The sequence below is a fragment of the Nocardiopsis sp. NPDC055879 genome, assembly GCF_053615935.1.
On sequence record NZ_JBSHCT010000001.1, the window covers coordinates 272,395 to 294,993 of the forward strand.

The following is a 22,599-nucleotide window of genomic DNA, read 5'->3' on the forward strand; positions in this document are numbered from 1 at the left end:
TCGGGGTGCGTTCGACGGGGCCGCGGCGTGAGCCGTGGAGCGGGCCCGGTCAGCCCTTGTCGGGGCCGGTCTCCCCCGTCGGCTTCTCGTCGGAACCACGGGTGCCGTTCACCTCGGAGGGAGCGCCTCCCGCGGCGGTGGGCTTGGCCGAGGGCCTGCCGCGCCGGGCGTTGCGACGCTCCAGCCAGATCGCGACCCTGCTCAGCGTCAGGTTGATCACGATGTAGATGAGGGCACAGATGATCGCCGCCGGGATGACGTTGCTCTCCCGGGTCGCCAGCAGGGTGAAGCTGCGCAGCAGCTCCGGGAAGGCGATGATGTAGCCGAGTGCGGAGTCCTTCAACAGGACCACGAGCTGCGCCACGATCGCGGGCATCATCGACGTGACGGCCTGAGGGATCAGGATCGTCCACATCGTCTGGGTCCGGCTCATGCCGATGGACTCGGCGGCCTCACTCTGTCCCTTGGGCACCGCGAGGATGCCCGCCCGGAACACCTCGGCCAGCACCGACCCGTTGTACAGGGTCAGACCGGTGACGACCGCGGCGAGCGCGGTCACCTGGAAGGTGCCGGTGGGAACGTTGAACACCTGCCAGGCCACGATGGGCAGCGCCATGGTGAAGAAGATCAGCATCAGCAGGGGGATGCCACGGAAGAACTCCACGATGGCCCCGGAGGGCACGCGGATCCACCAGTGCTTCGACAGCCGGCCGATGCCGAAGACCAGACCGAACACGACGGCCAGCACCGAGGCGGTCAGCGCCGCGGTCAGCGTGTTCTGCAGACCGGGGATGACGTATCCGGTCCAGGTGTCGGCGCGCAGGAACGGCGCCCACATGTCGGCGGCCCACTGGCCCGCCGGATTCACCGCCCAGGTCTCGGCGCTGAACAGGCTCGACTCGCGGTCGGTCAGGGTCCGGTTGAACCCCAGGTACAGGATGGACAGGCCGATCAACGCCAAGAAGACGGTGAGGACCGTGTAGAGGACGTTGCGCTTCCGGGCGCGGGGCCCGGGAACGTCGAAGAGAACCGAGGTCTGGATGCTCATCGGACCACCGCCACACGCTTGGCGAGCCAGCCGAAGAAGTAACCCATCGGCAGGGTCAGGATCAGGAACCCGATCGCGAATCCGACGAAGGTCGGCAGGACCGGAGCGATGCCCTGGTCGAACATGAGCTTCATCTCCCGGGACGCCTCTTGGACGCCCAACCCCGCGACGGAGGCGACGGTGGTGTTCTTGGTGAGCGCGATGAGCACACTGCCCAGCGGACCCACTACGGTGCGCAACGCCTGCGGTACGACGATCAGGCGCAGGTTCTGGGTGAAGGTCAGGCCCAGGGAACGGGCCGCCTCGACCTGCCCGAGGGGGATGGTGTTGATGCCGGAGCGCAGGGTCTCGGACACGAAGCAGGAGGTGTAGGCGGACAGGCCGATCACCGCCCACCAGAACACGTCCATCGCCACGCTGTCGGCCAGGCTCACGCCCAGGGCGCTGTTGAGGCCCAGACCGCAGAACAGCAGCACCAGGGTCAGCGGGGTGCTGCGGATGCCTTCGACGTAGGCGGTGGACAGTCCGCGGAGCAGCGGGACAGGGGAGACCCGCATCGCGGTGAGCAGGATGCCCAGGATGAATGAGAAGAAGGCACTGAGCAGGGTCAGCCTGACGGTCCATGAGAAACCGTCGACGACCCTGTCGATATTGCTGAGAAAGGCTTCCATGGGTCCCAGCCGGTCAAGGCCCGGAAGGTGGGGCCGGTTGTCGGCCCCACCTTCCGAACGAGGTCAAATGACGGTTTTAGGCGCAGGTTTCGAGCTCGGGGACTTCCTCCTCGTAGGCGAAGTCGGTCGCGCCGAAGGCGTTCTCCAGGTACTCGGTGGCCGCGCCCTCGTCCCACATCTTGGTGATGGCCGCGTTGACCTCCTCGCAACGCTCCGTGGAACCGGCGGGCAGGCCGACGCCGTACTTCTCCTCGCCGAACGGGTTGTTGACCATCCGGAACTCGTCCGGGTTCTGGGCCGCGAAGCCAGCGAGGATGGTGTTGTCGGTGGTCACGGCGTCGACGGTGCCGTTACCGAGCAGTTCCAGGCACTCGGAGTAGTTGCCGGCCTCGCGCAGCTCGGCGTCGATCTCCATCTCGTCGGTGATGTTGTGCGCCGAACGGGAACCGGAGGCGGAGCACAGCACGCGGCCGTCGAGGTCCTCGGGCCCGGTGATGTCGGAGTTGTCGGCCTGGGTCAGGATGTCCTGCTGGGCGACGTAGTAGGGGCCGCCGAAGTCGACGACCTGGCGACGCTCGTCGGTGATGGAGTAGGTCGCGATGATCATGTCCACGGTGCCCTGCTGGAGGAAGGACTCGCGGTTGGCCGAGGCTGCCTCGGTCCACTCGATCTGGTCGGCGGAGTAGCCGAGTTCCTCGGCGATGAAGGTGGCGACGTCGACGTCGAAGCCGACGGGGGAACCGCCCTCGTCGAGGCCGAGTCCGGGCTGGTCGTACTTGACACCGATGGTGATGGTGTCGCCACCGCCCTCGCCTCCGTCGCCGCCGGAGTCGCCGACCTCGGCGGTACCACAGGCGGTGAGGGCCAGAGCGAGGACGGCGGCGCCGCCCAGAACGGTGTTGATGCGACGGGCTCGCATGTGGGGTACCTCTTCCTTGAGCGTGCGAAGCTGCTGGGTCATCGTCCGGGGGCGGACTAGTGGGTCAGGATCTTGGACAGGAAGTCCTTGGCCCGGTCCGACCGGGGGGACGTGAAGAACTCGTCGGGGGTGTTCTCCTCGACGATCTGTCCGTCGGCCATGAACACGACCCGGTTGGCCGCGCGACGGGCGAACCCCATCTCGTGGGTGACCACGACCATGGTCATGCCCTCGTTCGCCAGGTCGGTCATGACGTCGAGGACCTCTTGGACCATTTCGGGGTCCAGGGCCGAGGTCGGCTCGTCGAAGAGGATCACCTTGGGGTTCATCGCCAAGGCTCGGGCGATGGCCACGCGCTGCTGCTGGCCGCCGGAGAGTTGGGCTGGGTACTTGTTCGCCTGGTCGCCGATCTGCACCCGGTCGAGCAGTTCCATGCCGCGCGCCTCGGCGTCCGACTTGGACTGCTTGAGCACCTTCATCGGGCCCAGCGTCACGTTCTGCAGAACGGTCTTGTGGGCGAACAGGTTGAAGGACTGGAAGACCATGCCGACGTCGCTGCGCAGCTTGGCCAGACCGCGGCCTTCGGCGGGCAGCGGTTGTCCGTCGAGGGAGATGGTGCCGGAGTCGACCGTCTCGAGCCGGTTGATCGTGCGGCACAGCGTCGACTTGCCGGATCCGGACGGACCGATGACGACTACCACCTCGCCGGAGTTCACCGTCAGATCGATGTCGCGGAGCACGTGCAGGTCGCCGAAGTGCTTGTTGACGTTCTCCAGCACGACGAGAGGAGTTGAAGTCATGATCGGAACCTAATGGGTCCGAGTTGCCGTGTCATCACGAAAACGCCACCTGGCTTCGCCAGTAGCAGACTTGTTACGGCGTGATTCGCGAAACCGTTATGTGATGGCACGCATGGATCCGCCCTCGTCGCAACGAGTGGCGGTTCCGTTCTGTAGCGTCTCATTCGTGACTCCCCGTGATCTCGTCGGGCTCCCTCCGTGCGGAGGCCTTCGGGAGATACCCAGGTCAGGATCGAAGTCCCCATCGGCCGGCCGATACCGGCCACCCACCGTGTCCGCCCTCGCTTCCGGTCTCCGGGACGGCGGCCCGTCCAAGAGCGGATAGCCTGGACCGGTGAGCCAGAGTCGTACCTACCAAGTGCGGACCTACGGCTGCCAGATGAACGTCCACGACTCCGAGCGCCTCTCCGGTCTGCTGGAGGACGCTGGGTACGCGCGCGCAGCCGAGGACACCACCGCAGACATCGTCGTCTTCAATACCTGTGCGGTCCGAGAGAACGCGGACAACCGCCTCTACGGCAACCTCGGGCACCTGCGTCCGGTCAAGGACGCCAACCCCGGGATGCAGATCGCCGTGGGCGGTTGCCTCGCCCAGAAGGACCGCGGCGAGATCGTGCGCCGCGCCCCGTGGGTGGACGTGGTGTTCGGAACGCACAACATCGGCTCCCTGCCGACCCTGCTGGAGCGTTCGCGCGTCCAGCGGGAGGCGCAGGTCGAGATCGCCGAGTCGTTGGAGCACTTCCCGTCCACGCTGCCCAGCCGTCGCGAGTCCGCGTACGCGGCCTGGGTTTCCATTTCGGTGGGCTGCAACAACACCTGCACCTTCTGCATCGTGCCCGCGCTGCGCGGCAAGGAGAAGGACCGCCGTCCCGGTGACGTGCTGGCCGAGGTGCGCGCGCTGGTCGAGGAGGGCGTCACCGAGGTGACCCTGCTCGGGCAGAACGTCAACGCCTACGGCAGCGAGTTCGGTGACCGTCAGGCCTTCTCCAAGCTGCTGCGCGCCTGTGGCGAGATCGAGGGGCTGGAGCGGGTCCGCTTCACCTCCCCGCACCCGCGCGACTTCACCGACGACGTCATCGAGGCCATGGCCGAGACGCACAACGTCATGCCGCAGCTGCACATGCCGTTGCAGTCGGGGTCGAGCAAGGTCCTCAAGGACATGCGTCGCTCCTACCGCCAGGAACGCTTCCTGGGCATCGTGGAGAAGGTGCGGGCCGCCATGCCGGAGGCCGCCCTGACCACCGACATCATCGTGGGCTTCCCCGGTGAGACCGAGGAGGACTTCGAGGAGACCCTGCACGTGGTCCGGGAGTCCCGGTTCGCGATGGCGTTCACCTTCCAGTACTCCAAGCGCCCCGGGACGCCGGCGGCCACCATGGACGAGCAGGTGTCGCCGGAGGTCGTCAAGGAGCGCTACCAGCGCCTGGTGGCCCTGCAGGACCAGATCTCCTGGGAGGAGAACCAGAAGCTGGTCGGTCGGGAGGTCGAGCTCATGGTCGCCGAGGGCGAGGGCAAGAAGGACGGCGAACACCGCCGCCTGTCCGGCCGCGCCCCCGACAACCGTCTGGTGCACTTCGGCCTGGGCGACGGCGAGGAGCCCCGCCCCGGCGACATGGTCACCGTCGAGATCACCTACGCGGCCCCGCACCACCTGGTCGCGGACTCCGGGGTTCGGAAACTGCGTCGGACCCGCGCCGGCGACGCCTGGGACGCCCGTCAGGGCAGGCCGGTCCAGGTGAGCAAGCCCGAGGTGCTGCTCGGCATGCCGAAGATCGGGGTCCCCGACGAACAGCCGGCCCCCGCCGGCGGCTGCTGCGACGTCTGACCCCGACCTCGACCGGACCTACGGCCGCACGAACAGGTTCTCCAAGCGGTTGAAGGCGAAGTTGGGCTGTCGGGAGGCGGGCCTGTCCGGATCCAGGGACAGGCCCGGGAAGGCTCCGAACAAGGACCCGAAGGCCACCTGACCCTCCAACCGGGCCAGGGCGGCGCCCAGGCAGTAGTGCATGCCGTGCCCGAACGCCACGTGGGCCTCACCGGGAACGCCCTGGTGGCGGGTGAGGTCGAGCCGGTCGGGATCAGGGTGCACGTTCGGGTCGCGGTTGGCACCGGCGATCATCGCGATGGCCGCCTCTCCACGTCGGACCACGCCGGTGTTCAGTTCCACGTCCTCGGTCGCGTAACGCATCCGGGTCTGGAACACCGGGCCGCACCAGCGCAGCAGCTCGTGGACGGCCGCGGGCAGCAGTTCCGGGTCGTCCTTGAGCAGCGTCAGCTGGTCGGGGTGGGCGAGCAGGGCGCGGGTGCCGTTGCCGATGAGGTTGGCGGTGGTCTCGTGCCCGGCGATGACGAGCGAGAGGATCATGGTGATCAGCTCGTCCTCGGACATGCGGTCGCCGTTGTCGTCGGTCACCCGGACCAGGTCGCCCAACAGGTCGTCGTGTTCCCGTGCCCGGTGGGCGGCGATGAGTCGTCGTGAGGCGGCGGTCAGTTCCCGCAGGGTCGAGTTGAGCCGCGCGGGATCGCTCAGGTCGAACGAGGTCAGGGCGTGGCTCCACACCTGCCAGATGTCGCGTTCCTCCTCGGGCACGCCCACCAGGTCGCAGATGACCCTGATGGGCAACGGGTAGGCGAAGTGCTGGAGCAGGTCGACCGAGCCGTCCTCGACGTGGTCGGGCAGTTCGGTCAGGAGCTCGTCGGTGATGGCCTGGACACCGGGGCGCATCGCCTGGACCCGGCGCACGGTGAAGGTGCGCGAGACCAGCTTGCGCAGACGCACGTGGTCGATTCCGTCCTTGTCCAGCACACCTTGGGTGGCGTAGACGATCAGGTCGGGTTCGATCCCCAGGTGACGCAGGAGTTCGGGACGGGACAGCGAGGTGGTCTCCCCCTCCATGTTCGCGGCGTCCACGACGAAGCGCCTGTCGCTGAGGATGGTGCGCGCGTCGGTGTCGTCGACGAACAGCCGGGCGGGTGATCCACCGAAGGAGGCGGGGGCCGAACCCCCGGCCTCGCGGAGGCGTTCCAGGATGCCGGGCAGTTCGGCGGCCGCCTCGGGTGAGGTCAGGTCGGGAAGCGTCGGAGTGCTCATGTCCCCTCCAAAGGGGAGGTCAGCCTACGGGTGGGAGATACTCCGCCAGGACGTCCCGGGCCGTGGCCAGCAGGGCGTCGAACAGGGGGAGGATCTCGTCTCTGGCCGCGAGCAACGCCTCAGGGCTCGCGGGTGACTCCAGGGCGCGGTGCACGGTGTCGGCGAGGATGTCCGCCCGTGTCGCGAAGTCCGGAAGCGGATAGGACTGCAGTTCCAGGAGCGACGGCGTGACCAGCGCCCCCAGAACGGTCGAGACGAACATGTGGTTCTGCTGCTCGGCGGTGCGCTCCGCACGGAGCAGACCGTGCCTTCGCAGCAGTTCGGTGTAGGTGAGCATCACCCGGGCCCGGCGCCTGATCAGGTCGCCGCGTTCCTCGCCGACGGCGGTGAGCATCGAGCCGAGGGTGTTGTTGTCACTGGTGAGCAGCGCCTTGAGGATCGGCCATCGCTCCTGGGCGAGGTGGATCTCACGGGCGATCGAACTCGGCAGGACCGCCGCGGGATCCGCCCGGAAACGTTCGATCAGGTGGGTGCCGACCTCGATCTGCGTGCGCACCAGCACCGTGCTGAACAGCGTCTCCTTGGTGGGGAAGTGCAGGTACACGGTGCCTTTGCCGACGTCGGCCCGACGCGCCACGTCCTCCATCGTGATCTTGGTGTATCCCCAGGTGACGAGGGCTTCCCCGGCCACGTCCAGGATGCGTGCCGCGCGTCGGGCGCGTTCGGCCTCCCTGGCCGTCCTGGAGCCGCTTCTCGTCGTCACGGTGGTACCTCGTCGTCTTCGGGTCGATGTCGCTGACTTCCTGACCGGATTTCAAAACCGGTCACGAAGTCAACGATAGATCGACCCGACGCCCCGCACAAGAGGTACCGGTGATTCGGCGGTAGCCTCCTCATGTGTTGATCGCCGCCGCCGTGTGTCCCCATCCGCCAGTACTTTTCCCCGAGGTCGCCCAGGGTGCTCGCGCCGAACTCGACCCACTGCGCGCCGCCTGTGACCGTGCCGTCACCGCGCTCGCCCGCCGCGGGGCCGACCGGCTGTACGTGGTGGGACGTGGCCCCATCGAACGGGAGTACGGAGCGGACACCGGTGGGGACCTACGGGCCTACGGCGTGGACGTACGCGTGGGACCGGCCCCGGGGGTGTTGGACCTGGCGGCGACCACGGGCCGATGGCTGGCCGAACGCGGTGGCCTCACCCCGGACGGCTACCTGGAACTACCCGCCGACGTCACCCCGGAGCGGGCCGCCGAACGGGGCGCGGCCCTGGCCGACTCCGCCGCGCGGGTGGTCCTGTTGGTGATGGGGGACGGCAGCGCACGCCGCACCGAGAGTTCACCCGGATACGTGGACGAACGCGCGATCCCCTACGACGACGCCGTCGCCGAAGCCCTGGCCGAGGCCGACACGGCTCATCTGGCCGGGCTGGACCCCGACACCGCCCGTGCGCTCATGGTCGCGGGCCGCCCCGCCTGGCAGGCCCTGGCGGGCGCGGCGGGGGAGCGGCCCTTCGACGCGGAGACCCTGGCCTACGAGGCCCCCTACGGCGTGGGCTACCACGTCGCCCTGTGGCTCAAGGCCTGATCAGGTGTCCTGGTCTCGGCCCTGCGGGAAGGGGACCATGGTGGCCACGTCCACCAGGGCCTCGCCCGGTTCGTCGCCGCGGCCGGTCAGGGCCGCCTCGACCAGGGCCATCGCCCGCTCCGTCAGGGTGGGGGAGTCGTAGGGCAGCCAACGCACGCGCGGGTCCCGGCGGAACCAGGACTCCTGCCTGCGGGCGAACCGACGGGTGGCCTGGGCGGTGCTCTCCTTGGCCTCCAATTCGGTGATCTCCCCGTCCAGCTGCGCCAACGCCTGGGCGTATCCCAGGGCCTTGGCGGCGGTGCGGCCCTCGCGCAGCCCCTGCTTGTCCAGTCGGCGGACCTCCTCCAACAGACCCTGGTCCCACATGCGCTCCACGCGCAGGTCGATGCGTTCGTCCAGTTCGGGGCGCGGGGTGGTCAACCCCAACTGCAGGCACGGGTAGAAGGACGTGTGGTCGGGCAGGTTGGCGGTGAACGGCCTGCCGGTGAGCTCGATGACCTCCAGCGCGCGGACGATCCGTCGTCCGTTGCCGGGCAGGATGGTGCGGGCCGCCTCGGGATCGGAATCGGCCAGACGGGCGTGCAGCAGACCCGGCCCCACGTCGGCCAACTCGGCCTCCAGACGGGCGCGCACCGCGGGGTCGGTGCCGGGGAACTCCATGTGGTCCAGCACCGCTCGGACGTACAGTCCGGAACCGCCCACCAGCACGGGGATGACGTCCCGGTCGGCGCAGTCCTCCACGAGTTCGCGGGCCATGCTCTGGTAGCTGGCCACGTCGGCGGGTTGGTGCACCTCCCACACGTCCAACAGGTGGTGGGGGACACCACGACGTTCGGCCTCGGAGAGTTTCGCGGTGCCGATGTCCATGCCCTGGTACAGCTGCATGGAGTCGGCGTTGATCACCTCGCCCCGGCGTCCGGTGCTCTCCTCCAACCGCTCCGCCAGGTCGACGGCCAGGTCCGACTTGCCCACAGCGGTCGGGCCCACGACCGCGATCACCTTGATCATTCCTCCAGCGTAACCACGCCGGGCACGGCTCGTGACCATCAACGGAGGATCGATGGTCGGGTCATGTCCACGAGCGCCCCTAGGATGGCCGCATGCGATTCGCCAAGGGCCACGGAACAGAGAACGACTTCGTGATCCTCCCCGACCCCGACGGGGAGCTTCGACTCACGGAGGAGGACGTCCGGCTGCTGTGCGACCGCAGAGCGGGCATCGGCGCCGACGGCGTCCTTCGGGTGATCCGCACGCGTGAGCTCGGCGAGGCCCTCGCCCCGGCGGCGCGCACCGCCGAACGGGCCGAGTGGTTCATGGACTATCGCAACGCCGACGGCAGCGTCGCCGAGATGTGCGGAAACGGGGTGCGCGTCTTCGCCCGCTACCTGTTGCACACCGGGCTGGTGGACGCCGACCGGTTCGAGGTCGGCACGCGTGACGGCGCCAAGGAGGTCGTCATCGAGGACGACGGTGACGTCACCATAGACATGGGCCGGGTGGAGATGCAGGGCACCTCCTCGGCCAAGCTCGCCCGTCAGGTCGTCCACGGCGACCAGATCTCCGTGGGCAACCCGCATCTGGCCTGCGAGGTCGACATCCCGGTCGCCGACGTCGACCTGAGCCTGCCCCCGGAACTGGACCCCGAGGCCTTCCCCGAGGGCGCCAACGTCGAGGTCTACAACGAGGTCGCTCCCGGGGTGCTGGACATGCGGGTGTTCGAGCGCGGCTCCGGCGAGACCCGCTCCTGCGGCACCGGCATCGTCGCGGCCGCCGCCGCGGCCGCCCCCGAGGGCCGAAGCTCCACCTGGAAGGTGCGTGTCCTGGGCGGCGAGTGCACCGTTCACCTGGACGCTTCGGGTGCCCGCCTCCGGGGCCCCGCGGTCATCGTCGCAGAGGGCGAGACCGTCCTGGTCTGACCCCGAGCAGTCGCTCCGCTCTCAGGCCGCGCAGGGAGGCGTCCAGGAGTCGCGCGGTGTGGGTCACCGTCACCGGCGTGCCGGCGCGTTCCATCGCCGAGGCGATCTGCAGTGAACACCCGGGGTTGCCCGACACCAGTACCTCCGCGCCGGTGGTGGCCACGTCCTGCCCCTTGCGGTCGCCCAGCTCGCCCGCGGCCTCGGGCTTGAACAGGTTGTACACGCCCGCCGAACCGCAGCAGATCTCCTTGTTGGGCAGGTCGACCACCTCAAGACCGGGGATCTGTCGGAGGAGCTCACGGGGCTGGTCGGTGATCCCCTGGCCGTGGGACAGGTGACAGGCGTCGTGGTAGGCCACCCGGAGCGGGATCGGGTGGCGCTCGGCGCGCGGTCCCAGGGCGACCAGGTACTCGGTCAGGTCCACCACCTTCGCCGAGATCGCCCGGGCGCGCTCCACCCAGGCCGTGCCCGCGCCCGCCTCCTCCAGGGTCCGGTCGAAGTGCTTCATGCTGGAGCCGCAGCCGGCCGAGTTCACCACGATCCGCTCCACCTGGCGTGCCTCGAAGACCTCGACCAGCCGTTTGGCGAAGCCGGCCGACTCGGTCAGCCTGCCCGAGTGACCCGACAGCGCTCCGCAGCAGCCCTGGGCGCGCGGGATCACCACCTCACAGCCTTCCAAGGCCAGTACCCGGGCGGTCGCGGTGTTGACCTCGGGGAAGAACGCGCCCTGCACACAGCCCACGAGCATGCCCACCCGGGCGCGTCGTTCACCCACGGCGGGTACCAGCTCGGGCAGCGGGGGCGGGGGAGCCGACAGCGGCGGGGCGATGCGCTCCATGGTGGCCAGGGTCGGCGAGATCCGGTCCAGGATCCCGGATCTGCGGATCAGCGACGAGACCCCGCTCGCCTGGTAGGCGCGCAGCGGGCCGCGCATGGCCCGGAGGCGGTTGCGGTACGGGAAGAGCGAGAACACCGCCCCGCGCAGCGCGCGCTGTCCCCGAGGGCGTTCGTACTCCTCCTCGACCCGGTACCGGGTGTGCTCGATGAGCGCGTCGTAGGCCACCCCGGACGGGCACGAGGACACACACGCCAGACAGCCCAGACAGTTGTCGAAGTGCCCGACGGCGGTCTCGGTGAGCACGTCCTCCTCGTGCATCTGCGACATCAGGTGGATGCGCCCGCGCGGGGAGTCCATCTCCTGGCCCCACAGCACGTCGGTGGGGCAGGTCGGCAGGCAGAAACCGCAGTGCACGCAGTCGTTCAGCAGATCGCCGAAGAGTCGTTCCGGTCCGGCTGCCGGTTCGGTCGGTCGTTCGGTCACGGGATCCTCCCAGGAGGCGCTCGGTGAACGGTTCAGATCCCGCCGGCGAAGCGGCCGGGCGAGAGTCGGTGGTCGGGATCGAAGGAGTCCTTGACCGCCCGCATCAGCGACAGGCCCGCAACCTCGCCCCAGGGATCGACCCCGGCCTCCCGCAGGTGTGGTTCGGCGCGCAGCAGGACCGCGGACCGATCGGGGGCGCGGCGGACCGCCGCCGACATCTTCTCCACGACGTCGGCGGGGGTACCGGGAGCGAACGACAGGTACAGGGTCCCCGCCGGGATCGACCCGTACCATCGGACGTCGCCGGCCAGGGCGTCCAGATCCTCGACCAGGGCCGGAACGTCGGCCGGAGGTACCAGGACCCGCGCCAGGGTGCCCTCGGTGGGCAGGACGCCCCACCCCTCGGGGAGCGCCTCGGCGATCTCCACGTCGTCCCCGCCCAACGCCCGAACGGTCTCCTCGACCCGGGGGACCAGACCCTCGGTGGTTCCTTCCAGGACCACGCACAACCGACCGTGGTCGAGTTCCACCGCCGCGGGTACCACCGTGGTGGCCCGCAGCGCCGACAGGACCCGCTCGGTCCCCTCCCGAGACCGCAGCGGCACGCCCACCACCCGAACGGCCGGTGGCAACGGGTGCAGCCGGAACGCCGCCGAGGCGATCACCCCGAGTGTTCCGTAGCCGCCGGTGTGCAGCTTGGCCAGGTCGTACCCGGCCACGTTCTTGACCACGCGACCACCGCTGCGTGCCACCACCCCGTCGGCGCGCACCACGGTCATCCCGATCACCAGGTCCCGCAGCGTTCCGGCGAGCAACCGACGGGGTCCGTTCACCCCGGTCGCCAACGCACCGCCCACGGTCCCGCCCACGCGCACCGGGTCGTAGGACAGGCGTTGCCCGGCCTCGGCCAGCGTCCGCCGAAGCTCGGCCAGTGGCGTACCCGCGCCCACCTCGACGACCAGGTCGCCGGCGTTGTGGTCGACCCAGGACAGCGCCGAGGTGTCCACCATCAGGTCGAGGGATCGGGGCGGCGAACCCCAGTCCAGGGCGGTGCCGCCCCCGCGCGGGGTCACCGTCGCCCCGGCGTCACGGGCGGCGGCCAGCAGCCGTCCGAGCGCCTCGGTGTCCTCGGGACGGGCCACACGGTCGGGTGCGACCCCGCACACCGCGTCCGCCCCGATCCCCGCCCGCAGGGTGACGCCTTCGACGTCCAAGTCCTTCACGCTCGCCCTTCCCACCTCTCGCCGTCCGGGGTCAGAACTGCTCGGCCCGCCCGGACTCCACCAAGGGGTGCGCCCCGGTGCGCACCCCGGGCCGTTCCCCGCACAGACGCGGGGTGGGCAAAAGCTTGTCCGGGTTGGCGATCCCGTCGGGGTCGAACGCCCGCCGGAACAGGTCGAAGGTGGCCAGGTCGTCGTCGGAGTACATGCGCGGCATCTTGCACGCCTTGTCCACACCCACCCCGTGCTCACCGGTGATGGAGCCCCCGTGCTCCACGCACAGGTCGAGGATGGCCCCGGACACCTCCTCGGCGCGCTCTCCCGCGCCGGGTTCGGCGTCGTCGAACAACACCAGTGGATGCAGGTTGCCGTCACCCGCGTGGAAGACGTTGGCCACCCGGATGCCCGTCCGGGCGGACAACGCGGCGATGCGGCCCAGCACCTCGCCCAGGGCCGTGCGCGGCACCACCCCGTCCTGCACGATGTAGGCCGGACTGATCCGGCCCACCGCGGCGAAGGCGGACTTGCGGCCCTTCCAGATCAGCGCCCGTTCCTCCGCGCCACTGGCGGTGCGGGTCTCGAAGGAACCGCTGGCGGAACAGAGCTCGGTCACCCTCTCCACCTGGGCGTCGACCTCCGAGGCCGGCCCGTCCAACTCCACCACCAGAACCGCGGCGGCACCCGCCGGGTAGTCGCAGGCCACCGCCGCCTCGGCCGCCTCGATGGCCAACACGTCCATCATCTCGATCGCGGACGGAAGTACCCCGGCGGCGATGATCGCGCCCACGGCCTCACCCCCCGCGTCCATGGACGTGAACGCCGACAGCAGGGTGACGGTCTTCTGTGGCGAGCGGGTCAGGGAGACGGTGACGCGGGTGGCGACGCCCAGGGTGCCCTCGGATCCGATGAACGCGCCGATGAGGTCGTATCCGTGCGCGCCGGTCGCCTTGCCGCCCAGCTCCACGACCTCGCCGGACGGGGTGACGATTTCCAGACCGCGCACGTGCCCGGAGGTGAACCCGTACTTGAGGCAGTGCGCCCCGCCGGAGTTCTCCGCGACGTTGCCGCCGACCGAACAGACCTGCTGGCTGGAGGGATCGGGCGCGTAGTAGTAGCCGTACGGGGCGGCGGCACGGGTGATGTCGAGGTTGGCCACGCCGGGTTCGACCACGGCGCACTCGTTCTCCAGGTCGATCTCGACGACGCGACGCATGCGCGAGGTGACGAGGAGGACTCCCTCGGCGTGGGGGAGCGCTCCCGCGGACAGGCCGGTGCCGGCGCCGCGGGGAACGTAGGGGACGCCGTGTTCGGCGCACAGGGAGATGACGGCTGCGACCTGCGCCGTGGTGGTCGGCAGGGCGACCACGCCCGGGGTGGCGCGGTGGTAGGTGAGGCCGTCGCTCTCGTAGACGCGACGTCGGGAGAGGTCGGTGAGGACACCGTCCTCACCGCAGATCTCGCGTAGTCGGGGGACCAGGGCGGTCAGCGCCGCCGGGATGCTCGTCGGGCGTACGGACGTGGCCATGGGCGTCTCCCCTGGTGCGGTCGGAAGGACTCGACCTCGCAGAGGGACCGTACGACCGCACCCCTTGCCGAGACAAGGGGTGCGGTGGAAACAATCTTCCGTTTTATGAAATATAACTGACCATTACGGCATGCGCTCGTAGGCGGGCAGGGTCAGGAAGTCGACGTACTCGTCGTCCAGGGCGACCTCGGTGAACAGCTCCTTGGCCTGCTCGAACAAGCCCTCGTCGTAGCCGGCGCCGAGGGCGTCCTCGATGGTGACGAGCTCCTCCTCGATGATCTGCTTGACGAGCTCGGCGGTGACCTTGGGCCCGTCGTCGAGGGTGACGTCGTTGTGCAGCCACTGCCAGATCTGCGAACGGGAGATCTCGGCGGTGGCGGCGTCCTCCATGAGGTTGTGGATGGCCACCGCGCCGTTGCCACCCATCCAGGCGGCCAGGTACTGCAGGGCGACGTTGATGTTGGCGCGCAGACCGGCCTTGGTGACGCCGCCGGGGGTCTGGTCGACGGCGAGCAGGTCGGCCGCGGTCACCTCGACGTCGGGGCGCTGCTTGTCGATCTGGTTGGGCCGCTCGCCCAGGACGCCGTCGAAGATCTCGCGGCAGATCGGGACCAGGTCGGGGTGGGCGACCCAGGAGCCGTCGAAGCCGTCACCGGACTCGCGGGACTTGTCGTCGCGGACCTTGGCGAAGGCGTTCCTGTTGACCTCCTCGTCCTTGCGGGACGGGATGAACGCGGCCATGCCGCCGATGGCGTGGGCGCCGCGCTTGTGGCAGGTCTTGACCAGCAGTTCGGTGTAGGCGCGCATCATCGGGGCGGTCATGGTGACGGCGTTGCGCTCGGGCAGCAGGAACCCGCGGCCGCGGGTGCGGTGGGTCTTGATGATGCTGAACAGGTAGTCCCAGCGGCCGGCGTTGAGACCCGCGGAGTGCTCACGCAGCTCGTAGAGGATCTCCTCCATCTCGAACGCGGCCGGGATGGTCTCGATCAGGCAGGTGGCGCGGATGGTGCCGCGCGGGATGCCCAGCCGCTCCTGGGCCAGGACGAAGACGTCGTTCCACAGGCGGGCCTCCAGGTGGCTCTGCATCTTCGGAAGGTAGAAGTACGGGCCCTTGCCCTTGTCGATCTGACGCTGTGCGCTGTGGAAGAAGTACAGCGCGAAGTCGACGATGCCGCCGCTCGTGCGCTGACCGTCGACGAGGATGTGCTTCTCGTCCAGGTGCCAGCCTCGGGGGCGCACGACGATGGTGGCCAGCTCGGAGTCCTCCTTCAGGGCGTAGGTCTTGCCCTGGGGGGAGGTGAAGTCGATCTGCCGGTCCAGGGCGTCGCGCAGGTTGAGCTGCCCCTGGATCATGTTCTCCCACAGCGGGGTGTTGGCGTCCTCAAGGTCGGCCAGCCACACCTTCGCGCCGGAGTTGAGCGCGTTGATGGTCATCTTGCGGTCGGTCGGTCCGGTGATCTCCACGCGGCGGTCGGTGATGCCGGGGGCGGCGGGCGCGACCTTCCAGGAGTCGTCCTCACGGATGTGCTTGGTCTCGGGGAGGAAGTCGAGGTCCTCCCCGGCCGCGACCCGCGCCTCGACGGTCCTGCGCGCGGCAAGGAGGTCCTGGCGGCGGGACTCGAAGGTGCGGTGCAGCTCGGCGACGAGCGCGAGGGCGTCGTCGGTGAGGATCTCGTCGAACCGGTCGTTGAGGGGTCCCGTGATCTCGACCCCGTGCGTGGCGCCCATGGAAAACCTTCCGCAATACGAAATAAGCTTCTGGTATGTGGAAGTGAAACTACTATCTCGATGTCAAGCGGTCAACGTCACTCGCGGTGTCGATGGCGGGTGAAGTTTCCGCTAAGGGAAGCTTCGTGAATCTTCTTCCGCAAATACGTGGTTTCTTTGGTCTCGCCGCACTTTCGAAGGTTACACGGCGACCGTGTCCTGGTGGCTTGTGTCACACCGGCCGCGATAATTAACGTGCCTTCACTCAAGGCGGATGCCACCATCGAGCCAGGGAAGATTCCCGGAGCCACCCGCGTTGACCCAACTGGAGGGATATGAATACTGCTGACTTCCACGGAGACGACCGAACCGGCCACGAGGCCGAGGACGCGTTCCGTGAGGGCTCGCCCGATCAGGGCGAGATGGAACTGGCCGAACGCCACGCGCTACGTCGCGTTCAGGGGCTGTCCACAGAACTCACCGACGTCACCGAGGTCGAGAACCGGGCCCTGCGCCTGGAGCGCGTGGTCCTGATCGGAGTCTGGACCCGGGGAACCCAGGCCGACGCCGACAACTCGCTCGCCGAACTCGCCGCACTCTCCGAGACCGCCGGTGCCCTGGTCCTGGAAGGCATCACCCAGCGCCGTTCCAAGCCGGACCCCGCCACCTATATCGGTAAGGGCAAGGCGGCCGAGCTCCGCGACATCGTCGAGGCCACCGGCGCCGACACCGTCATCACCGACGGCGAGCTCACCCCCGGTCAGCTGATCCAGCTGGAGGACGTGGTCAAGGTCAAGGTGATCGACCGCACCGCGCTCATCCTGGACATCTTCGCCCAGCACGCGAGCAGCAGCGAGGGCAAGGCCCAGGTCGAACTCGCCCAGCTCAACTACCTGTTGCCACGACTGCGCGGTTGGGGCCACTCCCTGTCCCGCCAGGCCGGTGGCGCCGGTGGTGGCGGCAACGGCGGAGTGGGTCTGCGCGGTCCCGGTGAGACCAAGATCGAGACCGACCGTCGTCGGATCCACGACAGGGTCGCCAAGCTGCGCCGGCAGTTGGTCCACATGCGCACCGCCCGCGACGTCAAGCGCGACGTCCGTCGTACCCGACAGGTGCCCTCGGTCGCTCTGGCCGGGTACACCAACGCGGGCAAGTCCAGTCTGCTCAACCGGCTCACCGGAGCCGGGGTGCTGGTGGAGAACGCGCTGTTCGCCACCCTGGACCCGACGGTCCGTCAGGCCCGCACGCCCGACGGTCGCGGCTTCACGCTCAGCGACACGGTCGGTTTCGTGCGCCACCTGCCGCACCAGTTGGTGGAGGCCTTCCGCTCCACCCTGGAGGAGGTCGCCGACTCCGACCTGATCCTGCACGTGGTCGATGGCTCGCACCCCGACCCCGAGGCGCAGATCTCCGCCGTGCACGAGGTCCTCGCCGACATCGAGGCCGGTGACGTCCGCGAGCTCATGGTGCTCAACAAGGTCGACGCCGCCGACCCCGACATCGTCAAGACCCTGCGCACCCGATACCCCGACCTGGTCGAGGTCTCGGCGCGTACCGGCGAAGGCATCCCGGGCCTGGTGACGGCCCTGGCCGAGGCGCTTCCCGAGATCGCCGAGGAGGTGCGCGCGCTCGTCCCGTACTCGCGGGGCGACCTCATCGCCCGCGCCCACGACGAGGGGCGCGTGGTCACCGAGGAGCACACCGCGGACGGCACCGAGCTGCACGCGTTCGTGCCCGCGTCGCTCGCGGCCAGGTTCGAGGGGTACGCGCTGAGCACCGTCTGACCGGAGGCCGTCCTCCGGACGGTGACACGCCCGGGGCCGGGGAGTCCGCATGGACACCCCGGCCCCGGGCGTCTTCCGGGTCTCTCGTGTTCTGAGAGATAGGCCGTTTTCCACCCGTGACGCGGGTCATCGCAGCTCAAGCGCAATTCGGGTGCTCTTCGTCACTCAACGATTCCGCGAACTTCGCCCCGGAACGTTCGCATTCGTCCCTGTGGGGAGGTGTACACGGCGTCGGCGAATGGACTACGGTTTTGGAGCACTGGCCGGCAGTGGCCTCCGCCCCCCGACGGTGCGCCCCCACTGACCCGGTACCGCGCGGTGGCCCCAGGCCGCCCACGGCCCTGTCGGAAGCACAGCCAGATACGAGGTCGCCATGTCCGCCCGTGTTCTTCGCGCCCCCCGTTCGCGTGGCGCGCAACGGACCTGACCGGCGGGGGCGGACCATCTGATGTCGGTAGTACTCCTCACCAACATCGGTCGCCTCTGGACCGGTAACGAGCTGTTGACCAAGGCGGCGGTCCTCATCGACAACGACCGCATCGCCTGGGTCGGACCCGCCGCCGAGCTGCCACAATGCATTCCCGGCGTGATGGAGGACCTCACCGGCGTCGACGAGATCGTCAACATCTACGGCGGACTCGTCACCCCCGGACTCATCGACGCCCACTGCCACCCCGTGTACGCCGGCGACCGCTACGCCGAGGTCAACATGTGGGCCAAGGGCGCCACCCGCGCCGACATCTTCGCCGCCGGCGGAGGAGTGTCCACCACCGTCACCATCACCCGTGGAACCGACCCCTGGACCCTGTGCAACGCCGTCCGCGAACGGCTCCGGCACTGGGTGCTCTCCGGCTGCACCACCGTGGAGGCCAAGACCGGCTACCACCTCACCCGGGACGGCGAACTCGCCGACGTGCGCCTGCTGCGCTCCCTGGAGGAGGAACCCGGCATGCCGCGCCTGCACGTCACGTTCTTCCCCGCGCACGGGGTACCGCCCGAGTTCTTCGGCCGCCCCCAGGAATACGTGGCCACCGCGGCCTCCTGGCTCGGCGACGCCGCCATGGCGGGCGCCGACGGGGTCGACATCTACTGCGACAACCAGCAGTTCACCACCGAGGACGCCCACATGCTGCTCGGCGTGGGACAGTCCGTGGGGTTGCGCACCACCATGCACGCCTGTTCACGGCCCCGCCACGGCGCCGTGCGCATGGCCGCCGAACTCGGCTGCACCTCCGTGGACCTGATGCACGAGGCCGACGACGAGGACATGCTCGCCCTGGCCGCCACCCGCACACCGGTGGTCGCCTGCCCCACCACGGCCCTGCACGAACGCCGCACCCCGCCGGTGCGAGCCCTGCTCGACCACGGTGTCCCCGTGGGGTTGGGCACCGACCACAACCCCGCCCAGTCCGGCACGACCTCCATGCCCCTGGTCATCTCCCTGGCGGTCTCCATGTTCGAGATGACCGTGCAGGAGGCGCTCAACGCCGCCACGGTCGGCGGCGCACGGGCCCTCGGACTCAACGACCGTGGACGGATCGCCCCGGGCGGTCTCGCCGACATGGTGCAGTGGGACGCCGACCACGAGGGTGCCTTCGCCTGGTCCATGGGGCTGAAGACCCTGCGCGTGTGGCAGGGCGGTCAGACCATCCGCTGACGGCCTCAGCGGTTGCTGCGGGCGCGGGCGATCTCGATGACCGCGCGCTCCAACGCGTACTCGGGGTCACGGCCGGCGCCCTTGATCAGCGCGTCCGTCTCCGCGACCACCGCCATGGCACGGGTGACCCCGGCGGGGCTCCATCCCCTGGCCTGTTGGCGCAGGGACCGCATCTTCCACGGTGGTACCTTCGCCCGCTTGGCCAGATCGGCCTCGCTCATCCCACGCGGGGGCTGGGCGGCCACCGCGATCCCGCGCACCGCCCCGGCCAGGGCGCTGTTGATCAGCACCGGTGCGGTGCCCACCGCCAGCGACCAGCGCAGCTGTTCCAGGGCCTCGGGCAGACGCCCCTCCACGGCCCGGTCCGCCACCGTGAACCCGGAGGCCTCGGCCTTGCCCGAGTGGTAGCGGGCCACCGCGGCGGCGTCCACACGGCCCTCGGTGTCGGCGATCAACTGGGTGCAGGCCGCGGCGATCTCCCGCAGGTCCGTGCCGACCGCGTCGACCAGGGCCTCCGCGGCGTCGGGAGTGATCTGTCGCTTGGCCGTGGTGAACTCGCCCCTGACGAACGCCACCCGCTCCGGACCCTTCTTGGGGCCCTTGCAGTCCATCCGCTGCGCCTTGGCCTTGGTGGCGGCCTCCAACACCGCCTTGCCCTTGGCGCCGCCGGCGTGGGTGAGCACCAGGTTCACGTCGTCGGCGGGGCTCTTGAGGTAGTCGATGACGGTCGCCGCCAGGTCCTTGGTCAGGTCCTGGGAGGAACGGAGCACCACCACCCGGCGGTCGCCGAACAGGGAGGGCGAGGTGACCTCCACCAGGGTGGACAGGCCGATCTGGGAGGGCACGAGGTCGTGGACGTCCACCTCCGGATCGGACTCGCGGACCGCGGCGACCACCGCAGCCACGGCCCGGTCGACGAGCAGTTCCTCGTCGCCGACGATGAGTGTGATGAGGGCGGGTGCAGGCATACCACGAGCATGCCACGACCCACCGACCGGCCGGTGCCGTTCGGTGGGTCATCGGCCCGGGGAGGGCCCGCGGGAGACCACGCGCACCGGGTCGTCCAGCACCGCCACGTCCCCGTCCGTATCGGTACGCGCGTTCACCGGCGCCATCCGTTTCAGGATGTTCCGGGTGAACGGTGCCGGGTGCCCGTAGGGGTTGTCCGCGCCCACCGAGGTCACCGACACCCTCGCCCGAGTCGCGGCCAGGAAGGCGGGGTCCTGGGTACCCGACCCGTGGTGCGGGGTGTTCAGGACGGTGACCGCCAACAGCTCGGAGTCCGGCCCGCGCAGCAGCTCACCCTGGGCCGGCACCTCGATGTCCCCGGTGAGCAGCGCCGACAGGTGCGTGCCGTCCGCCCGGACCACCACCGAGGTGTCGTTGACCGTCCCCACGTAGCCCGGCCGTGGCCACAACACCCGCAGCGTCCACGAACCCACCCTGAAGGTCTGTCCCCGCTCGGCGGTCAGGAGCTCCACGCCCTCCTCCGCCAACAGGCGCCCCACCGCGGTGTCCTCGAAACCCGCGGGGGCCAACGCCGCCGGGACCCGGCGGTGCCGCAGCACCCCCGGAACACCGTCCACGTGGTCGGAGTGGTCGTGACTGAGCATCAACAACGGGACCTCTCGTATCCCCAGCCGCTCCAGGCATCCGTCCACCAGTTCCACGTCGTCCCCGGTGTCGAACACCACCGCCTCTCCGGGGCCGACGGACAGCGCCAACGCGTCTCCCTGCCCCACGTCACAGGAGACCAGCGCCCACCCCTTCGGTGGCCAACCCCCCGGCAGGCAACGGGCCGAGAGTCCCAACAGGAGCACCGCGACGGTCACGGCGGCCAACACCCGGCGTGGCCGACCGCGGGTCAGCAGGAACACCGCCACCAGGGCCGCCAGCAGCAACGCCCCGGCCACGTCGGAGCGCCATGGCAGCGCCCCGTACGGAACCCGCGCCCCCACCGTCGCCACCGCGGCGATCCAGGACACCCCGAGTCCCGGCAGGTGCACCAGGACCGTCGCCGCATCCGACCAGACCGACGCCAGTGCGGCCAACGCCGACCCCGCCACGGTCACCACCGCCACCACCGGAGCGGCCAACACATTGGCCGGTACCGCCACCCACGACACCTCCCCCGACAGCAGCACCAGCACCGGGGCCACCGCCACGTGCGCCGCCACAGCCACCGCCAGGGCCTCCGCCACGGGAAGGGGCATCCGCGCCGACCAGGCGTGCGACCATCCCGGCACCAGCAGCAGAATCCCGGCCGTGGCCAACGTCGACAACGCGAACCCGAAGGAGGTCGCCAGCCCCGGAGCCACGAACAGCACGCCCACCACGGTCACGCCCAACGCGCCCAGACCGGCGTGCGCCCGCCCGGTGGCCAGCGCCAACAACCCCAACGAGCCCATGAACGCGGCCCGCACCACGCTCGGCTCCGGTCGGCACACCAGTACGAACAGCCAGATCATCACCGCGCCGCCCAGGACCGAACACCACGTCGGCGCCCGGGTCCATCGCGCCACCGCCAACACGAACCCGGTCAGGATCGCCAGATTGGCCCCGCTGACCGTCAACAGGTGCGTCATCCCGGTGGCCCGGAAGTCCTCCGCGGTCTCCTCCCGCAGCTCAGAGGTATCGCCGACGATCAACGCCGGCAACAGCCCGCGTTCCGGTTGGGGCAGCGCCGACGCGGCCTCCCTCAGGTCGGCGCGGACCTCACCGGCGAAGGCCTGGAGTCGCCCCGGCCCGTCGGTCTCCTCCGGAGGCCCGCGCACCGGTACCAACGCCGCCGTCAGTGGTTCGTCCTCGGCGGTCAGGAACACCCCGCGCGCGGTGAACTCCTGGCCCGGCAGGAGCCCCGACCAATCCGCACCGGAGGCCAACACCACCACCGACGCCCGCGAGGCACGGATCTCACCGTCCACACGGACCCACACGGTGCGGGCCGGGACCACCCATTGCGCCCTTCCCGGCCGGGGCATGCCCGCCCGAGACCGCGGATCGACGGTCGCCACGGCACGGAACTCCACCTCACCGCCCCGCTCGGCTGCGGCCACCGCGGCGCTGGTCACCGTCCGATGCACGTGGAGGCCGGCCACCGCCGCGACCGTCGCCGCGCACACCAGGGTCGCCGCGACGGCGGCGAGCGGAGCCTCCCCGAGCAGTGCGGACGCCCGTCCTCCCAGGAACGCCAGTGCCGCGGTGAGCGCCATCGCGGCCGCCAACGACCACGCCGCCCACGCGGGCACGGCCAAGGCCACCAGTGCCGCGGCCCAGGACGCCAAGGCCGGAGCGACCAGCCGTAGGTCCGGCGGACGCCCCAACCCGTGCGCGTCGGTCCCCAACCACGTCACCAT

18 protein-coding genes are annotated in these 22,599 nt (G+C 69.8%); 5 read left to right on the forward strand and 13 right to left on the reverse strand.

Going from position 1 to position 22,599, the window contains the following annotated elements; translation table 11 throughout:
• Positions 1–49 precede the first annotated feature (49 nt).
• The 4 genes from ACWGKS_RS01105 to ACWGKS_RS01120 all read right to left on the reverse strand — a co-directional run bounded on the left by ACWGKS_RS01105 (position 50) and on the right by ACWGKS_RS01120 (position 3,438).
• Entirely contained in the window at positions 50–1,048 is a 999-nt protein-coding gene (locus ACWGKS_RS01105) for an amino acid ABC transporter permease (RefSeq protein ID WP_358512114.1), read from the reverse strand.
• Entirely contained in the window at positions 1,045–1,719 is a 675-nt protein-coding gene (locus ACWGKS_RS01110; RefSeq protein ID WP_358512111.1) for an amino acid ABC transporter permease, read from the reverse strand. Before ACWGKS_RS01110 ends, ACWGKS_RS01105 begins: the two co-directional genes overlap by 4 nt.
• 76 nt (positions 1,720–1,795) lie before the next feature.
• The gene (locus ACWGKS_RS01115; protein WP_358512132.1) at positions 1,796–2,638 is read right to left on the reverse strand and encodes a glutamate ABC transporter substrate-binding protein; all 843 of its coding nucleotides are present in this window, start codon (positions 2,636–2,638) and stop codon (positions 1,796–1,798) included.
• Positions 2,639–2,694: 56 nt separating this feature from the next.
• On the reverse strand, positions 2,695–3,438 hold the full coding sequence (locus ACWGKS_RS01120; protein WP_157091065.1) for an amino acid ABC transporter ATP-binding protein: 744 nt from the start codon (positions 3,436–3,438) through the stop codon (positions 2,695–2,697).
• Positions 3,439–3,796: 358 nt separating this feature from the next.
• Between ACWGKS_RS01120 and miaB the strand changes: the two genes are divergently transcribed.
• Positions 3,797–5,263: a tRNA (N6-isopentenyl adenosine(37)-C2)-methylthiotransferase MiaB gene (gene miaB / locus ACWGKS_RS01125; protein ID WP_452521525.1), complete on the forward strand. Its 1,467-nt coding sequence runs from the start codon at positions 3,797–3,799 to the stop codon at positions 5,261–5,263.
• An 18-nt stretch (positions 5,264–5,281) separates the two neighbouring features.
• Here the strand turns inward: miaB and ACWGKS_RS01130 are convergent, their stop codons facing one another.
• Complete coding sequence (locus tag ACWGKS_RS01130) at positions 5,282–6,529, reverse strand: cytochrome P450 family protein (RefSeq protein WP_452521425.1); 1,248 nt, start codon at positions 6,527–6,529, stop codon at positions 5,282–5,284.
• Positions 6,530–6,548: 19 nt separating this feature from the next.
• Entirely contained in the window at positions 6,549–7,292 is a 744-nt protein-coding gene (locus ACWGKS_RS01135) for a TetR/AcrR family transcriptional regulator (RefSeq protein ID WP_358512105.1), read from the reverse strand.
• 134 nt (positions 7,293–7,426) lie between these two features.
• On the opposite strand from ACWGKS_RS01135, the gene ACWGKS_RS01140 reads away from it, so the two are divergent.
• On the forward strand, positions 7,427–8,113 hold the full coding sequence (locus ACWGKS_RS01140) for a class III extradiol dioxygenase subunit B-like domain-containing protein (protein ID WP_358512102.1): 687 nt from the start codon (positions 7,427–7,429) through the stop codon (positions 8,111–8,113).
• Here ACWGKS_RS01140 and miaA read toward each other — a convergent pair whose 3' ends face one another.
• Positions 8,114–9,121: a tRNA (adenosine(37)-N6)-dimethylallyltransferase MiaA gene (gene miaA, locus ACWGKS_RS01145; RefSeq protein WP_358512099.1), complete on the reverse strand. Its 1,008-nt coding sequence runs from the start codon at positions 9,119–9,121 to the stop codon at positions 8,114–8,116.
• A 92-nt stretch (positions 9,122–9,213) separates the two neighbouring features.
• Between miaA and dapF the strand changes: the two genes are divergently transcribed.
• The gene (gene dapF / locus ACWGKS_RS01150) at positions 9,214–10,029 is read left to right on the forward strand and encodes a diaminopimelate epimerase (protein ID WP_358512096.1); all 816 of its coding nucleotides are present in this window, start codon (positions 9,214–9,216) and stop codon (positions 10,027–10,029) included.
• Here dapF and ACWGKS_RS01155 read toward each other — a convergent pair.
• From ACWGKS_RS01155 to aceB, 4 genes are all read right to left on the reverse strand, one after another.
• Positions 9,995–11,350 (reverse strand): (Fe-S)-binding protein, encoded by a 1,356-nt coding sequence (locus ACWGKS_RS01155; RefSeq protein WP_358512093.1) that lies wholly within the window; start codon positions 11,348–11,350, stop codon positions 9,995–9,997. The genes dapF and ACWGKS_RS01155 overlap by 35 nt on opposite strands.
• Before the next feature lie 32 nt (positions 11,351–11,382).
• Entirely contained in the window at positions 11,383–12,573 is a 1,191-nt protein-coding gene (locus ACWGKS_RS01160; protein WP_358512091.1) for an FAD-binding oxidoreductase, read from the reverse strand.
• A gap of 31 nt (positions 12,574–12,604) precedes the next feature.
• On the reverse strand, positions 12,605–14,095 hold the full coding sequence (locus ACWGKS_RS01165; protein WP_358512088.1) for an FAD-linked oxidase C-terminal domain-containing protein: 1,491 nt from the start codon (positions 14,093–14,095) through the stop codon (positions 12,605–12,607).
• Positions 14,096–14,218: 123 nt separating this feature from the next.
• Positions 14,219–15,823, reverse strand: coding sequence for a malate synthase A (aceB, locus tag ACWGKS_RS01170; RefSeq protein ID WP_358512086.1), 1,605 nt, complete (start codon positions 15,821–15,823; stop codon positions 14,219–14,221).
• 314 nt (positions 15,824–16,137) lie between these two features.
• Between aceB and hflX the strand changes: the two genes are divergently transcribed.
• Together hflX and ACWGKS_RS01180 are read left to right on the forward strand one after the other, a co-directional pair.
• Positions 16,138–17,586 (forward strand): GTPase HflX, encoded by a 1,449-nt coding sequence (hflX, locus tag ACWGKS_RS01175; protein ID WP_358512083.1) that lies wholly within the window; start codon positions 16,138–16,140, stop codon positions 17,584–17,586.
• 448 nt (positions 17,587–18,034) lie between these two features.
• Complete coding sequence (locus tag ACWGKS_RS01180; protein ID WP_358512080.1) at positions 18,035–19,243, forward strand: amidohydrolase family protein; 1,209 nt, start codon at positions 18,035–18,037, stop codon at positions 19,241–19,243.
• Between the two features lie 5 nt (positions 19,244–19,248).
• Here ACWGKS_RS01180 and holA read toward each other — a convergent pair whose 3' ends face one another.
• Together holA and ACWGKS_RS01190 are read right to left on the reverse strand one after the other, a co-directional pair.
• Positions 19,249–20,211 (reverse strand): DNA polymerase III subunit delta, encoded by a 963-nt coding sequence (gene holA / locus ACWGKS_RS01185; RefSeq protein ID WP_358512077.1) that lies wholly within the window; start codon positions 20,209–20,211, stop codon positions 19,249–19,251.
• A gap of 48 nt (positions 20,212–20,259) precedes the next feature.
• The gene (locus tag ACWGKS_RS01190; RefSeq protein ID WP_358512074.1) at positions 20,260–22,599 is read right to left on the reverse strand and encodes a ComEC/Rec2 family competence protein; all 2,340 of its coding nucleotides are present in this window, start codon (positions 22,597–22,599) and stop codon (positions 20,260–20,262) included.